This is a genomic window from Bradyrhizobium cosmicum (genome assembly GCF_032290525.1).
GTDB classification, from domain to species: Bacteria; Pseudomonadota; Alphaproteobacteria; order Rhizobiales; family Xanthobacteraceae; genus Bradyrhizobium; species Bradyrhizobium cosmicum_A.
Genome location: NZ_JASXTA010000002.1, coordinates 1 through 15,210, shown reverse-complemented (window position 1 = coordinate 15,210; position 15,210 = coordinate 1). Strand labels below are relative to the sequence as shown.

The 15,210-nt window shown below is 65.5% G+C and carries 13 protein-coding genes; 11 read left to right on the top strand and 2 right to left on the bottom strand.

Annotated elements, in window-relative coordinates; translation table 11 throughout:
- Positions 1–24: 24 nt before the first annotated feature.
- Entirely contained in the window at positions 25–864 is an 840-nt protein-coding gene (locus tag QSV46_RS03790; protein ID WP_314946516.1) for a class I SAM-dependent methyltransferase, read from the bottom strand.
- Between the two features lie 122 nt (positions 865–986).
- On the opposite strand from QSV46_RS03790, the gene QSV46_RS03785 reads away from it, so the two are divergent.
- The 3 genes from QSV46_RS03785 to QSV46_RS03775 all read left to right on the top strand — a co-directional run bounded on the left by QSV46_RS03785 (position 987) and on the right by QSV46_RS03775 (position 5,048).
- Positions 987–2,543, top strand: a complete 1,557-nt coding sequence (locus QSV46_RS03785; RefSeq protein ID WP_314946515.1) for a winged helix-turn-helix domain-containing tetratricopeptide repeat protein — start codon at positions 987–989, stop codon at positions 2,541–2,543.
- A gap of 144 nt (positions 2,544–2,687) precedes the next feature.
- On the top strand, positions 2,688–4,178 hold the full coding sequence (locus QSV46_RS03780; RefSeq protein ID WP_314946514.1) for an EAL domain-containing protein: 1,491 nt from the start codon (positions 2,688–2,690) through the stop codon (positions 4,176–4,178).
- A gap of 15 nt (positions 4,179–4,193) precedes the next feature.
- A complete protein-coding gene (locus QSV46_RS03775; protein ID WP_314946513.1) occupies positions 4,194–5,048 on the top strand; it encodes a TIGR01459 family HAD-type hydrolase in 855 nt (284 codons plus the stop codon).
- A gap of 141 nt (positions 5,049–5,189) precedes the next feature.
- Here the strand turns inward: QSV46_RS03775 and QSV46_RS03770 are convergent, their stop codons facing one another.
- On the bottom strand, positions 5,190–5,585 hold the full coding sequence (locus QSV46_RS03770; RefSeq protein ID WP_007596883.1) for a response regulator: 396 nt from the start codon (positions 5,583–5,585) through the stop codon (positions 5,190–5,192).
- Between the two features lie 230 nt (positions 5,586–5,815).
- On the opposite strand from QSV46_RS03770, the gene QSV46_RS03765 reads away from it, so the two are divergent.
- From QSV46_RS03765 to QSV46_RS03730, 8 genes are all read left to right on the top strand, one after another.
- Positions 5,816–6,787 (top strand): bifunctional riboflavin kinase/FAD synthetase, encoded by a 972-nt coding sequence (locus QSV46_RS03765; RefSeq protein ID WP_314946512.1) that lies wholly within the window; start codon positions 5,816–5,818, stop codon positions 6,785–6,787.
- Between the two features lie 203 nt (positions 6,788–6,990).
- Positions 6,991–9,999 (top strand): isoleucine--tRNA ligase, encoded by a 3,009-nt coding sequence (gene ileS / locus QSV46_RS03760; protein ID WP_314946511.1) that lies wholly within the window; start codon positions 6,991–6,993, stop codon positions 9,997–9,999.
- Positions 10,000–10,007: 8 nt separating this feature from the next.
- Positions 10,008–10,502, top strand: coding sequence for a signal peptidase II (gene lspA, locus QSV46_RS03755; RefSeq protein WP_314946510.1), 495 nt, complete (start codon positions 10,008–10,010; stop codon positions 10,500–10,502).
- Between the two features lie 120 nt (positions 10,503–10,622).
- Complete coding sequence (locus QSV46_RS03750; RefSeq protein WP_314947864.1) at positions 10,623–11,348, top strand: hypothetical protein; 726 nt, start codon at positions 10,623–10,625, stop codon at positions 11,346–11,348.
- A 204-nt stretch (positions 11,349–11,552) separates the two neighbouring features.
- Positions 11,553–12,944 (top strand): pitrilysin family protein, encoded by a 1,392-nt coding sequence (locus QSV46_RS03745; protein ID WP_314946509.1) that lies wholly within the window; start codon positions 11,553–11,555, stop codon positions 12,942–12,944.
- The gene (locus tag QSV46_RS03740; RefSeq protein WP_314946508.1) at positions 12,941–14,311 is read left to right on the top strand and encodes a pitrilysin family protein; all 1,371 of its coding nucleotides are present in this window, start codon (positions 12,941–12,943) and stop codon (positions 14,309–14,311) included. Before QSV46_RS03745 ends, QSV46_RS03740 begins: the two co-directional genes overlap by 4 nt.
- A gap of 117 nt (positions 14,312–14,428) precedes the next feature.
- Positions 14,429–14,845, top strand: a complete 417-nt coding sequence (arfB, locus tag QSV46_RS03735; protein ID WP_314946507.1) for an alternative ribosome rescue aminoacyl-tRNA hydrolase ArfB — start codon at positions 14,429–14,431, stop codon at positions 14,843–14,845.
- Positions 14,846–14,935: 90 nt separating this feature from the next.
- On the top strand, positions 14,936–15,210 hold a 275-nt coding region (locus tag QSV46_RS03730), incomplete at its 3' end, for a transposase (RefSeq protein ID WP_314946506.1).

Genomic DNA, 15,210 nt, shown 5'->3' with positions numbered 1-15,210 from the left:
ACCGGCCTGACCACAGACAGCAGCTCAGCGCTTGGTGATGACCGCTTCCAGATATTCGCTGTGCACGACGATCGTGCCGTCTTCGGCATGGTTGAACTCGCCGAGTAGCGCCAGGAGATCGCGCTCCAGCGCCGCCTGGCCGCTCTCGTCAAGCGCGGCGAATGCCTTCAGCGTCGGCCCGTAGTAGGTCTTGAAGACATCGAGCCAGTGCTCCGGCGAGCGGTAGCGGAACACGAACATGCGCGGCTCGGCTGATATCTCCGAGGCCTTGCTGACGAACATCTCCTCGAGCCGCGCCTGCGTGCCCCACAGTGCCGGCGACTTCACGCCGGCCGGTGGCGGCAGGTGCTTGCCGATGGTCTTGAAGAGCTGGCCGATGAAGCCTTGGGGCGTCCAGTTGGCGAGGCCGATCTTGCCGCCCGATTTGCAGACCCGCACGAGTTCGGAAGCCGCCTTGTCCTGGTCCGGCGTGAACATCACACCGAAGGTCGAGACGACGACGTCGTAGCTGTTGTCTGCGAACGGCAGCGCTTCGGCGTCCGCTTCGCGAAATTCGACCGTCAGATGATCGGCAGCCGCCCGCTCCTGCCCGCGCTTGAGCAGCGCCGGCACATAGTCGGTGGATGTGACGTCACACCAGCGCCGTGCCGCGGCCAGCGTCGCATTGCCGTTGCCGGCGGCGACGTCCAGCACCTTGCTGCCGGCGCGTATGTCGAGTGCCTCACAGAGCTGCTCGCCGACGATCTGCAAGGTGGTACCGACCACGGCATAGTCGCCGGACGACCAGGCGCCGTGCTGGCGCTGCTTGACGGCGGCGAGATCGGGTTGAGTTACGGCCGGCTTGAGCGCGGCGGATGTCGACATGGCAAATCTCCTGCGGTTGAAAACGACGGGACGATAGGGCGCATGCGGCTCGCTGGCCTTGAGAGCGGCGTTACTTTACGCTGAGAACGCCTTGATTTCCGGGCGGGAGCCGAGGAGGAATTGTGACGTTCCAGTTCGAGGATTTCCTGCTCGATCCCGAGCGCCGCGAATTGCGGCGTGCGGAGACGCTCATCGCGCTCGAGCCCCAGGTGTTCGATCTCCTGCTCTATCTCGTTCGCAATCGCGAGCGCGTGGTGACGCGAGACAATCTGCTCGATGCGGTCTGGAACGGCCGCGTCGTCTCGGAATCGACGCTGACGAGCCGGATCAATGCGGCGCGCCGCGCGGTGAACGACAATGGCGAGGAGCAGCGGCTGATCCGGACCATCGCGCGCAAGGGCATGCGGTTCGTCGGCGAGGTAACGGAGCTCTCCGCTCCGGCGATGTCCGCGGCTCCGGCCAAGCCGGCTCCGCCGGCGGGATTGCCCCTGCCCGACCGTCCCGCGATCGCGGTTCTGCCCTTCACCAACATGAGCGGCGAGGCCGAGCAGGATTATTTCTCCGACGGCATCAGCGAGGACATCATCACCGCGCTGTCGAAATTGCGCTGGTTCTTCGTGATCGCGCGCAACTCGTCCTTTGTCTACAAGGGCCGCACGGTTCATCTGCGGCAGGTCGCCGAAGAGCTCGGCGTGCGCTACGTCGTCGAGGGCAGCGTCCGCAAGGAGGGCGGCCGCGTCCGCATCACCGCGCAGCTCAACGACGTCGCCACCGGCAGCCACCTCTGGGCCGAGCGCTACGACCGCGAGCTCGCCGACGTCTTCGCCGTACAGGACGAGATCACCGAGGCGATCGTCGCCGCGATCGAGCCGCAGCTCTATGCCGCCGAGAGCTTTCGCGCCCAGCGCAAGCCGCCCGAGAGCATGGACGCCTGGGATCTGCTGATGCGCGCGCTGTCGCATTACTGGCGCGTGACGCGGCAGGATCATGTCGTGGCGCAGGCCCTGCTCGAAAAAGCCATCGCGCTCGACCCGAATTACGGCAAGGCGCTGGGGCTGCTCGGCACCAGCTACATGTTCACGGCGCATATGGGCTGGATGGAGATGGCGGCTGCGATGCCGGTCGCCGAGCGCGCGGCGCGCGCCGCCATCCGCGCCGATGACGAGGATGCCTGGGCGCACAATGCGCTCGGCCATGTCGACCTGTTTGCGCGGCGGTTCGAGGACTCGCTGGCCGAATTCGAGACCGCGCTCCGGCTCAATCCGAATTTCGCGCTGGCGCAAGGCTATTACGGACTCGCACTCGGCTATTGCGGCCGCTGGCGGGACGCCGACGAGGCCGCGCGGCGGGCGATCCGCCTCAGCCCGCGTGATCCCTATACGCCGGTCTATTTCGGCATCGCCGCCTATGCCCGCTTCCTTGGTGGCGACGACGAGGAGGCCATCCGTCTGGCACAGGAGGCCTTGCGCCAGCGTAGCGACTTTGTCGGCGCGCACCGGGTGCTGACCGCAGCCGCCGGCATGGCCGGACATCGCAAGATCGCCGCCGCGGCGCTTGAGGAACTCCGCCGCACCCAACCGAACGTCTCGCTCGCCTGGATCGCCGAGTTCATGCCGATCAAGCTCGCAACCGACCGCGAGCGCTACCTCGAAGGCTTTCGCCGGGCCGGATTGACTTGACCCGTGAACAGCCCGCTATCCCCTCGAATCAACAATGATGTTAGGGTCGTGCGTCCTTCGGGGTGCATGAGGCGTGACGGGTTCGCCCAGTGGCCCGTGTTTTCCCGGGCGAGGCAGTCAGCTCTTTGAGGCATAACGCGCGGCATGATTCGCATTTCGACGATCTTTATCGCCATCTGCATGGTCCTGGTCGCGGCCTCGCTCGGGCTTGTGCTGTACTCGGTCGCCGGCATCAGCGGAACCGAATCCGCCATCGTGGCGCTGACTGCGCTGACCTTCCTGATCCTCTACAACGCGGTGTCGATGCGGCTGCGCGACCGCAGCGACGTCGGCGGCCAGATCACCGACCTCTCGCGAGGCACCGCCGACCTCGCCCGCCAGGTGGCTGAGTTCGGCCGCCGGCTTGCGGCGGTCGAGGGGCGCATCGCCTCGTCCAATTCGACCAATTCCGACCGCATCCAGTCGGTGATCGGCGAGATCAACGAGCTCGGCGGGCTGGTCAGGCAGCTCGCCACCACCGTGTCGGCCCACGAGGATCTGCTAGCCGGCAACGCGCCGGTGCCGGCCCCCGCGCCGGTCGCCAGGCTGGAGCCGGAGGCCACGATCGACCTGGTCGAGGCCTTCGAGGAGCGGCCGGCTGCCCCTCCCCCGCTTCCCGCAGCGCCGCCGCGTGCGGCCCCACCTGCGATCCAGACCCAGACCGCGCGTCCGGTTCAAGCCACCAACGGCCGCAATCAGACCCAGATGCTGGCGACGCTGCGCAACGCCATCGACGAGAACCGCATCGACATCTTCCTGCAGCCGATGGTGACGCTGCCGCAGCGCAAGGTACGGTTCTACGAAGCGGTGACGCGGGTCCGCGACGAGCGTGACCAGCTCATCGCTGCGGAGGAGTTCATCAGCCTCGCCGAGGCCTCCGGGCTGATCGGACGCATCGACAACATGGTGATGCTGCGCTGCGTGCAGGTGCTGAGGCGCCTGATGGTGCGCAACAAGGATGTCGGCGTGTTCTGCAACGTCGCGGCCTCCACGCTCGGCAATTCCACCACCTTCGCGCAGTGCCTCGACTTCCTCGAAGCCAATCGGGCGCTGGCGCCGTCGCTGGTGCTGGAGTTCAAGCAGTCGACCTTCCGCAATCTCGGCCCGGCCGAGACCGAGAATCTCGCAGCGCTTGCCCAGCGCGGCTTCCGTTTCTCGATCGACCACGTCACGGATCTGCGCATCGAGCCGCGCGAACTCGCCGACCGCGGCGTGCGCTTCATCAAGGTACCAGCTTCACTCCTGCTCGACCCCAGGCAGGCCTCGACCTCGGATATCCATCCATCCGACCTCTCCGACCTGCTCGGCCGCTTCGGCATCGACCTGATCGCCGAACGGATCGAGGGCGAGCGCGCTGTGGTCGATCTGCTCGACTATGACGTGCGGTTCGGCCAGGGGTTCCTGTTCGCGCCGCCGCGGCCATTGCGGCCGGATGGGGCATCTGCTACCGGCGGGGCCTCGCCGAACCAGGCGCAGGATATTCAGGGACCCAATGGCTCCGCTTCCCCCAGCCAAGGTACGACATCTGGCACGACATCGGCCGCAGCTCCGCTCCAGCGCACCACCGGCAACGCGGCGCTCGCGCGCCGGATCTGATCGGCCGCACGCATCATGACGGCGCTGCATTTTGCCGAAAGCCTGCGCGAGCTCGTGGGCGGTGTGGACGTCGTGCTCAGCGACATCTGGGGTGTGGTTCATAACGGCCTGGAATCGTTCCCTGAGGCCTGCGAGGCGCTGCACACCTATCGCAGCCGCGGCGGTACGGTGATCCTTATCACCAACGCGCCGCGCCCGGCCGACTCCGTGCAGCGGCAATTGCGCAAGCTCGGCGTCGCGGACGAGACCTATGACGCGATCGTCTCGTCGGGCGACCTGACGCGGCTCTATGTCGCCGAGCATCCCGGTCGCAAGATGTTCTGGCTCGGCCCGGAGCGCGACAACTCGATCTATCGCGGCCTCGATGCCACGACTGCGCCGCTGGAAGAGGCCGACTACATCGTCTGTACCGGCCTCTATGACGACGAGACCGAGACGGCCGAAGACTATCGCGGCATGATGCTGAAGGCGCGCGAGCGCAAGCTGACGCTGGTCTGCGCCAATCCTGACATCGTGGTGGAGCGCGGCGACCGGCTGATCTATTGCGCCGGCGCGATCGCGGAGCTCTACCGCGAGCTCGGCGGCGAGGTGATCTTCTACGGCAAGCCGCATCGCCCGATCTACGAGCGCGCGATGATGCTTGCCGGCGAGCGCCAGGGCCACCCGATCGACCGGAAGAAGGTGCTGGCGATCGGCGATTCGGTCCGAACCGACCTCACCGGCGCGCGCGAGTTCGGCATCGACTGCCTGTTCGTCACCCGCGGCATCCATGCCGAGGAGTTCGAGGGCCTCGACCAACTCGATCCGAAATCGGTGATGGAGTTGTTCGGCCATCCGCCGAAGGCGCTGATGCGCGAATTAAAGTGGTGATGGATTGGCTTCGAGCTAACAGCCGTGGCCGGGCTTAACCCGGTCCTCCACGACTTTCTTTCGAGCTCCAGGAACGTCGATGCCCGGGACAAGCCCGGGCATGACGATCTCGATGGATAACTGCTTCGCGGTGGCGCGCGTTTACGCGCTCGCCATGTCCGGGAAAACCGCCTCGATCTTGGTCTTCAACGTCGCCGCGTTGAACGGCTTGACGATGTAGTTGTTCACGCCGGCCTTCTTGGCCGCGATCACGTTCTCGGTCTTCGATTCCGCCGTGATCATGATGAAGGGCGTGGTGGCGAGGTTCGGATCCGCGCGCACTTCGCGCAGCAGGTCGTAACCCGTCATCGGCTCCATGTTCCAGTCGGAGATCACGAGTCCGTACTTCTTGCCGCGCATCTTGTTCAGCGCCGCCGAACCGTCGCTGGCATCGTCGATATTCTCGAAGCCAAGCTGCTTCAGGAGATTCCTGATGATACGGATCATGGTGCTGTAGTCGTCAACCACCAGAACCGACATCGACAAATCAACCGCCATCTCGACTCCCCCAACGCAAACCCAGGAAATATTACGATCGGACCCGCCGGGCCGGAGCCCCGCTGTTCCACGTTCCAAGACCTAGCACCAAGGCGTTAAACAGCGCGTTAACTGCGGGCGCCCCCGAAGGACTGAAATCCGTGTTGAATGGCCCCGTCCCCTGCCGCTTGACTTCATCCGGCCGGTCAAGCCACGGTCCGAGAGGTCCTGCCGCTTCGAGAATTCCCCTGATGGCCCCGCATTTTACCGTTATCCGCGACACCACGCCGGATTCCGCGATTTTAAGGGGCGCCGTGGTCGCCATGGGCAATTTCGACGGCGTTCATCTCGGCCATCGCGCGGTGATCGCAGCGGCCCTGGAAATGGGCCGGACGCATGGCCGCCCTGCGCTGGCGTTGACCTTCGAGCCGCATCCGCGGCGGTTTTTCAGCCCGAACACCCCGCAATTCCGCCTGACGGACGAGCGCGCCAAGCTGCGGCTTTTGGCCGGCACCGGGCTTGCCGGCGCCGTGGTCATGACTTTCGACAAGGCCAGGGCCGGGACCAGCGCGCAAGATTTCATTCACCATGACCTGACCCGCCGTCTCGGCGTCAGCGGAATTGCGGTCGGCTACGACTTTCATTTCGGCAAGGGCCGCGTCGGCTCGCCGAGCCTTCTGGTCAATGAGGCGCCCCGACTCGGCATCGAGGTCGACGTGCAGCCGCATGTCGATATCGACGAGCGGCCGGTCTCCTCCAGCGCCATCCGGATCGCGCTTGCCGAGGGCCTCCTCGACGAGGCCACCACCATGCTGGGCGCGCCCTGGTTCGTCACCGGCGAAGTCATCCACGGCGAGAAGCGCGGCCGCGACCTCGGTTATCCCACCGCCAACATCCGCCTGGATGCCAATTGCGGCCTCAAGCACGGCATCTACGCGGTACGGGTCGGCCGCGGCACCGAGCGCCTGGAGGGAGTGGCGAGCTTCGGCCGCCGCCCGACCTTCGATAATGGCGCCCCGCTGCTGGAGATCTTCCTGTTCGACTTCAAGGGCGACCTCTACGGGCAGACGCTCGACTGCGCCTTCGTCGGCTTCATCCGCGAGGAGCTGAAATTCGACAGCCTGGAGGCCCTGATCCGCCAGATGGACGACGATTCCGCCCGCGCCCGCGCCATCCTGGCCGCCGCCCCGGACGCGTTTCCGCGCCTTGGCGTGATCGATTGAGGCCCGAAACCGGTTCTGCCAGGCCTTTGCGCTTCCCCGGCCCGGCTGCTATGGAGAGCCCATGTTTGCGCGGCGCATCATAGGGATTAGCGGCCCGGCTTCCGCCTGAGCTTTCGGCTCGGCGCAAGACCGGGATTTCGTCGTTTCACCCCGCGATTCCGCATCGCCATCCGTTCCCGCGCCATTCCGAGCCAGTCATCCACATGTCCGAAAAGCCGCAAAAGTCCCAAAAGTCCGAAGCCAAAGACTATTCGAAGACCCTTTATTTACCGCAGACCGAATTCCCGATGCGCGCCGGCCTGCCGCAGCGCGAGCCGGAGATCCTCAAGCGCTGGTACGAGATCGGCCTCTATGAGAAGCTGCGCGAGAGCGCCAGGAGCCGCGCCAAGTTCGTGCTGCATGACGGCCCGCCCTACGCTAACGGCAACATCCATATCGGCACGGCGCTGAACAAGATCCTCAAGGATCTCGTCACCAAGAGCCAGCAGATGCTCGGCTTCGATTCCAACTACGTGCCGGGCTGGGATTGTCACGGCCTGCCGATCGAGTGGAAGGTCGAGGAGGAGCACTATCGCAAGAAGGGCAAGCAGAAGCCCGATTTCCGCGACAGTGCCGCGATGATCGATTTCCGGAAGGAATGCCGCGCCTATGCGACGCACTGGCTCGGCGTGCAGCGCGAGGAGTTCAAGCGGCTCGGGGTGATCGGCGACTGGGACCATCCCTATGCCACCATGAGCTTCCCGGCCGAAGCCCAGATCGCGCGCGAGCTGATGAAGTTCGCTGCCAACGGCACGCTCTATCGCGGCTCCAAGCCGGTGATGTGGAGCGTGGTCGAGAAGACCGCGCTGGCCGAGGCCGAAGTCGAGTATGAGGACTACACGTCCGATACGGTGTGGGTGAAATTCCCCGTCACTTCGCCGGCGCACGGAGCGCTTGCTTCCGCAAGCGTCGTGATCTGGACCACCACGCCCTGGACCCTGCCCGGCAACCGCGCCATCTCGTTCTCGCCGAAGATCGCCTATGGCCTGTTTGAGGTGACGGACGCGCCTGCCGACAATTGGGCCAAGACCGGCGATCGCCTGATCCTCGCCGACGCGCTCGCTGACGAAGTCTTCAAGCAGGCGCGCGTGACGGCCTATGAGAAGCTCCGCGACGTCCCCGGCGACACCATGGATGCGATCGAATGCGCCCATCCACTGAAGGGCCTTGCCGGCGGGTACGAATTCATCGTGCCGCTGCTTTCCGGCGACCATGTGACCGACGATACCGGTACCGGCTTCGTGCACACCGCGCCCGGCCATGGCCGCGAGGACTTCGATGTCTGGACGGCGCTGGCGCGCGAACTCGATGCGCGCGGCATCAACACGGCGATCCCCTACACCGTCGATGAGAATGGCGCCTATACGGATCATGCCCCCGCCTTCACCGGCAAGCGCGTCATCACCGACAAGGGCGAGAAGGGCGACGCCAACGAGGCGGTGATCAAGGCGCTGGTCGAACGGGGCATGCTGCTCGCGCGCGGCCGGCTGAAGCACCAGTATCCGCATTCCTGGCGTTCCAAGAAGCCCGTGATCTTCCGCAACACGCCGCAATGGTTCATCGCGATGGACAAGGACATCGCCCAAAGCGGCAAGTCGAAGAGCGGCGACACGCTGCGCGCCCGCGCGTTGCATGCGATCTCGGTGACGCAATGGGTGCCGCCGTCGGGCGAGAACCGCATCAACGGCATGATCGAGGCACGGCCCGACTGGGTGATCTCGCGCCAGCGCGCCTGGGGCGTGCCGATCGCGGTGTTCGTGCGCGAGAAGGGGGACGGCTCGGCCGAAATCCTCCAGGATGAGGCGGTCAACACCCGCATCGGCGACGCCTTCGAAAAGGAAGGCGCGGACGCCTGGTACGCGACCGGCGCGCGCGAGCGCTTCCTTGGGTCGCGCGCGAGCGAGGACTGGCAGAAGGTCGATGACATCCTCGACGTCTGGTTCGATTCCGGCTCGACACACGCCTTCGTGCTCGACGACCCCGTGCAATTCCCCGGCCTTGCCGGCATCAAGCGCAAGGTCGACGGCGGCAGCGACACCGTGATGTACCTGGAAGGCTCGGACCAGCATCGCGGCTGGTTCCACTCGTCGCTGCTGGAGAGCTGCGGCACGCGCGGCCGGGCGCCCTACGATATCGTGCTGACCCACGGCTTCACCCAGGCCGAGGACGGCCGCAAGATGTCGAAGTCGCTCGGGAACACCATCGAGCCGCAGGCCGTCATCAAGGAATCCGGCGCCGACATCCTGAGGCTCTGGGTCGCATCCTGCGATTACACCGACGATCAGCGCATCGGCCCTGAAATCCTGAAGAACACGGTCGAGACGTACCGCAAGCTGCGTAACACCGTGCGCTGGATGCTCGGCACGCTGCATCACTACAAACCGGCCGACGCGATCGCGCCGGCCGACATGCCCGAACTCGAACGGCTGATGCTGCACGAGCTCGCGATGCGCGCCGGCGCCGTCGACAAGGCCTATCGGGAGTTCGACTACAAGACCGTGGTCGCGACCCTTTCCGCCTTCCTGAATAGCGAACTCTCGGCGTTCTATTTCGACATCCGCAAGGACACGCTGTACTGCGATCCGCCGTCGTCGCTGACGCGCAAGGCGGCACTGACCACGATCGACCTGTTGTGCAACGCGATCCTGAAATGGCTCGCGCCGGTCCTCAGCTTCACCGCCGAGGAAGCCTGGCGCATGTACAGGCCCGATGCCGAGCCCTCGGTGCATCTGACGCTGTTTCCGGACGATCTCGAAAAGTTCCGCGACGACAAGCTCGCCGCGAAATGGGAGACGATCCGCAACGTCCGCCGCGTCGTTACCGGTGCTCTCGAGCTCGAACGCGCCGCCAAGAACATCGGCTCCTCGCTCGAGGCCTCGCCGGTGATCTACGTCGCTGACCGCGGCATGCTAGCCACGCGGTTCGACATCGATCTCGCCGAGGTCTGCATCACCTCGAACTACGAGGTGCGCGAGGGCGAAGCGCCGGCGAACGCATTCCGTCTCGATGTGGTGCCCGGCGTCGCGGTCATCGTCGAGAAGGCGGTCGGTACCAAATGCGCCCGCTCCTGGAAGATCTCGCCGACGGTCGGCGAGGACGCTGAGTACCCCGACGTCACCCCGCGCGATGCTCAGGCCCTGCGCGAGTGGAAGGCGCTGGGCGTGAGCGTCTGATCCCGGCCATGCCCCCGATCCGCGCCGGCATCCTCGCGGCAATCGTCACGCTCGCGGCCGACCAGGCCTCCAAGCTCTGGCTGCTGAACGTGTTCGACCTTGCCCGCCGCGGTGCGGTAAAGGTGACGCCGTTCTTCGACCTGGTGCTGGCCTGGAACATCGGCATCAGCTTCGGCTGGCTCCAGAACGACAGCCAGCCGGCGCAGCTCGCGCTGATGGCGGTCAAGGTCATCGCCGTGGTCGCGCTGGCGATCTGGATGGCCCGCTCGCACACCCTGCTTGCCACGGTCGCGCTCGGGCTGATCATCGGCGGCGCGATCGGCAACAGCATCGACCGCGTCGCCTATGGCGCGGTGGTCGATTTCGCCCTGTTCCATATCGAGATCGCGGGAAATACCTATAATTGGTACGTGTTTAACCTTGCGGACGTGGCCATCGTTGCTGGGGTGGCGGCGCTATTGTATGATTCCTTCCTCGGGGTACCCGCCGCAAAAGCGCCCTGATCCCGGCCGATACGGGCTGGCAGGCGGAACCTTGCTTTTTGCGAGGATTGGCTGCGTGCGAGCGGCAAAGAGCGGTAAGCAAAGAGCAGCAATCTGCCACAATATGGAACAGGTACAGTGATGCGCAGCTCCGAGACCAGCGGTTCGATGGTTCGAGACCCCAACGGGGGGTTCTGGCGGGCGTTGAAATTGTCCGCTGTCGCGCTCGGCATCGGCCTCGTCATGTCGGCGGGCGCGGTGCGCGCCGGTGACGGCGACGACGATGATGACGACATGACCTTCGAAGAGAAGCTTATCGACAATCTGATGTCCGGCATCGGCGCCAAGAGCATGGAAAAGCCCGGCATCGAGTACCGCGAGCGCTCGCCGCTGGTGGTGCCGCCCAAGCTGGACCTGCCGCCTCCCGCGACCCAGGCCAAGAATGCGCCGAACTGGCCCAAGGACCCCGAGGAGAAGCGCCGCAAGGAAGCGATTGCCGCGCGCAAGAAGGCGACCAAGGAAACGGAAAACTGGCAGGCCGCCCGGCCGCTGACGCCCGCCGAGATGAAGGCCGGCGAGGTCGCCGCAGCCCCCCGTGCCAGCAACGATCCGGTCCAGCCGGGCACCAACGGCAACCCGTCGCTCAGCCCCGCCGAACTCGGCTACTCCGGTGGTCTGTGGAACATGATGAAGGGCGGCAACAGCTCCGAAGAGAAGAAATTTACCAGCGAGCCGCCGCGCCAGTCGCTGGTCGAGCCGCCACCGGGATACCAGACGCCGTCGCCGAACTACGCCTACGGCGCCGGGCCGGACAAGTCGCGCCGGACCTATTTCGACATCATGTCGGGCAAGGACAAGGAACAATAGCGCTCCGCGCCGACCGCGACGTCCTGGCAGGCGCGAACCTGCCAGTGGCGGCTCATGCACGCCGGACGCGGTCCATAATTGCCTATCAGTAACTTGCCTCCGCGTTGAGTTCTCTGCTTCGTGACGCGAAGCCTCAGCCGCACGGTGTAGCATGCCGTGCCTCCGAGCCGGACATCCGGACCTCGGCATTCACTAGGGATCATGATGTCCGCAAACCGATCGGCTGCCTGCCTCCTTGCCGCGCTGCTTTCGACCAGTGCCCTCACGGCCGGCGTGGCCCTCGCCCAGACCACGGTGACATCAGCGCCGCCCGCCAGCTTCACGCTCGCCAACGGCATGCAGGTCGTGGTGATCCCGGACCACCGCACGCCCGTGGTCACCGAGATGATCTGGTACAAGGTCGGCTCGGCCGACGAGACGCCGGGCAAATCGGGGCTCGCGCATTTCCTCGAGCATTTGATGTTCAAGGGGACCTCGAAACATCCGGTCGGCGAATTCTCCCAGACCGTGCTTCGCGTCGGCGGCAACGAGAACGCCTCGACCTCGGTCGACTACACCAACTACTACCAGCGCGTGCCGAAAGAGCAGCTGCCGACCATGATGGAGTTCGAGGCCGACCGCATGACCGGCCTGATCCTCAAGGACGAGAACGTGCTGCCTGAGCGCGACGTCGTGCTCGAAGAGTACAACATGCGCGTCGCCAACAATCCGGATGCGCGGCTCAACGAGCAGATCATGGCCGCGCTCTATCTCAATCATCCCTACGGCCGTCCCGTGATCGGCTGGCACCAGGAAATCGAGAAGCTCGATCGCGAGGATGCGCTCGCTTTCTACCGCCGCTTTTACGCGCCGAACAACGCCATCCTCGTCATCGCCGGCGACGTCGAGGCCGCCGACATCCGCCCGCTGGTCGAGCGCAATTTCGGCTCGATCCCGGCCCAGCCCGCGATCCCCGCGCGGCGCATCCGTCCGCAGGAGCCCGAGCCTGCGGCGCCGCGCACCGTCACGCTCGCCGATCCGCGCGTCGAGCAGCCGAGCCTGCGCCGCTACTATCTCGTGCCCTCCGCAACGACGGCCGCAGCCGGCGAAAGCGCGGCCCTCGACGTGCTGGCGCAGTTGATGGGCAGCGGCAGCAACTCCTATCTCTACCGCACGCTGGTCGTCGACAAGCCGCTCGCAGTGTCCGCCAGCGCCAGCTATTCGAGCATCTCGCTCGACCCGACCCAGTTCGCGATCTCGGCCTCGCCGAGACCCGGCGTCAGCTTTACCGAGGTCGAGCAGGCGGTCGACGGCGTCATCGCCGGCGTCGCGCAGAACCCGATCCGGGCCGAGGACCTCGAGCGGGTCAAGACCCAGCTGATCGCGGAAGCGATCTACGCGCAGGACAACCAGGCTGTACTGGCGCGCTGGTATGGCGGCGCACTGACCACGGGCCTCTCGATCGAAGACATCCGAAGCTGGCCCGACCGCATTCGCGCGGTCACTGCCGAGCAGGTTCGCGCCGTTGCGCAGAAATGGCTCGAGAAGAAGCGCTCGGTGACGGGCTATCTGATCAAGGACACCGGTGCCGCCAAGCGCGAGGAGAAGCGTTCGTGACCTATTCCTTCCGTCGACGCATCGCATTCTCCGTTGTCACCGGCGCGGCCTTCGTGCTTGCCACGATCTCGCCGTCGCAGGCGGCGGCAAAGATCCAGCACCTGACCTCGCCGGGCGGCATCGAAGCCTGGTTCGTGCAGGACGCGACCGTGCCGCTGATCGCCATGGAATATTCCTTTGCCGGCGGCTCGGCGCAGGATCCCAAGGACAAATCGGGCGTCGCCAATCTCGTCGGCGACCTCCTCGACGAAGGCTCCGGCGATCTCGACTCCAAGACCTTCCACGAGCGGCTCGACCGCCGCGCCATCGAACTCTCCTTCAGCGCCACCCGCGATACGTTCCGCGGCAGCCTGCGCATGCTGCGCGACAACAAGGACGAGGCTTTCGACCTGCTGCGGAGCGCGCTGACCTCGCCGCATTTCGACACCGCCGACGTCGAACGGATCCGCTCGCAGGTCATCTCGGGCCTGCGCCGCGAGACCACCAACCCGAGTTCGCTGGCGAGCCGCAAGTTCCTGGAGGTTGCCTTCGGTGATCATCCCTATGGCCGGCAGAGCAACGGCAATCTCGACAGCGTGCCGACCATCACGGTCGCCGACATGAAGGACTATGTCGGCCGGGTGCTGGCAAAGGATGGCCTCAAGATTGCCGTCGTCGGCGACGTCGATCCGGCGAGCCTCGGCAAGCTGCTCGACCACACGTTTGGCGCCCTGCCCGCCAAGGCCAAACTGACGCCGGTCCCGGATGTCGAGGCGGCAAAACCGCCGCAACGCGCCTTCGTGCCGCTCGACGTGCCGCAGACCGTGATCACCTTCGGGGGACCCGGCGTGAAGCGCAGCGATCCGAACTTCATGGCGGCCTATGTCGTCAACCACATCCTGGGCGGCGGCGGATTGTCCTCGCGGCTCTATCGCGAGGTGCGCGAGAAGCGCGGTCTCGCCTATTCGGTGTTCGAATCGCTGCTCTGGATGGAGCATTCGGCGGTCTTCATCGGTAACACCGGCACCCGCGCCGACCGCGCCGGCGACACCACCGACGCCATCGACAAGGAAGTGCGCCGCATCGCCGAGGAGGGCCCGACACAGAAGGAGCTCGACGAGGCCAAGTCGTACCTCAAGGGCTCGCAGATGCTGGCGCTGGACACCTCCTCGAAGCTCGCGCAGGCGCTGCTGCAATACCAGCAGGACAAGTTGCCGATCGACTATATCGAGAAGCGCAACGCCATCGTCGACGCGGTGACGCTGGATGACGCCAAGGCGGCCGCCAGGCGCCTCTGGGGTCAGGGCCTGCTGACCGTCGTGGTCGGCCGCGCCCCGCAGGCCGCCGCGCAACCGGCGGCCGCGGTACCGGCGACGAAGTCGAACTGACCCCTTCTCACATTTCCTGAAATGGCCGGGCTCGCCCCGGCCATTTGTGTTTCCAGGATGCACCATTGCCGAACGTGGACGTCCGCGATATGTCCGGACATCACGAATGGTGCCATCATGCTGCGGATATCCCGCGATCTCGTCATCGACGAGGACGACATCGAGATCGGCTTTGTCCGCGCCTCCGGCCCGGGCGGGCAGAACGTCAACAAGGTCGCGACGTCGGCCCAGCTGCGTTTCGACACGCGCAAGCTGACCCTGCCGGAAGATGCGGCGATCCGGCTCGCCCGCATCGCCGGCCAGCGCATGACCAAGGACGGCGTCATCGTGATCCACGCCCAGCGCTTCCGGACCCAGGAGCGCAACCGGCAGGACGCCATCGACCGGCTCGTCGATATCCTGACCGAGGCGATGATACGGCCGACACCGCGCCGGGCGACGCGGCCGACCTTCGCTTCCAAGCAGCGCCGGCTCGAAGGCAAAAAGCACCGCAGCGACGTCAAGTCGAAGCGCGGCGGCCGCTTCGACGACTAAAGCGGGATGAGTTTAGTCTGAATCGATTTGGGATTCCCAAATCAGTGTATTTCTGATTCACCATGCTGGCTGGGACGGAGGCCAGCATGGATGGGCAAGCCGTACTCTCTGGATCTTCGCAAGCGGGTCGTAGCGGCAATTGAGGGCGGGATGTCCCGCAACCAGGCCGCCAAGCAGTTTGGTGTGGCAATCAGCACTGCGATTGGCTGGATGAAGCGGGTCGACGAGACCGGGAGCGTCGAGGCAAGTCGGATCGGTGGTTACAAGCCGAAGGCCATTTCGGGCGAGCATGCGGCCTGGCTGTCGCAGCGGATCAAGGGCGGCGATTTCACAATACGTGGGCTCGTTGCCGAGCTTGCCGGCCG

Bases quoted from the DNA above. Each gene is read 5' to 3' on its own strand.
- QSV46_RS03790 (WP_314946516.1), bottom strand. From the start codon at position 864: ATGTCGACATCCGCCGCGCTCAAGCCGGCCGTAACTCAACCCGATCTC.
- QSV46_RS03780 (WP_314946514.1), top strand. From the start codon at position 2,688: ATGATTCGCATTTCGACGATCTTTATCGCCATCTGCATGGTCCTGGTC.
- QSV46_RS03775 (WP_314946513.1), top strand. From the start codon at position 4,194: ATGACGGCGCTGCATTTTGCCGAAAGCCTGCGCGAGCTCGTGGGCGGT.
- QSV46_RS03770 (WP_007596883.1), bottom strand. From the start codon at position 5,585: ATGGCGGTTGATTTGTCGATGTCGGTTCTGGTGGTTGACGACTACAGC.
- QSV46_RS03765 (WP_314946512.1), top strand. From the start codon at position 5,816: ATGGCCCCGCATTTTACCGTTATCCGCGACACCACGCCGGATTCCGCG.
- ileS (WP_314946511.1), top strand. From the start codon at position 6,991: ATGTCCGAAAAGCCGCAAAAGTCCCAAAAGTCCGAAGCCAAAGACTAT.
- lspA (WP_314946510.1), top strand. From the start codon at position 10,008: ATGCCCCCGATCCGCGCCGGCATCCTCGCGGCAATCGTCACGCTCGCG.
- QSV46_RS03750 (WP_314947864.1), top strand. From the start codon at position 10,623: ATGCGCAGCTCCGAGACCAGCGGTTCGATGGTTCGAGACCCCAACGGG.
- QSV46_RS03745 (WP_314946509.1), top strand. From the start codon at position 11,553: ATGTCCGCAAACCGATCGGCTGCCTGCCTCCTTGCCGCGCTGCTTTCG.
- arfB (WP_314946507.1), top strand. From the start codon at position 14,429: ATGCTGCGGATATCCCGCGATCTCGTCATCGACGAGGACGACATCGAG.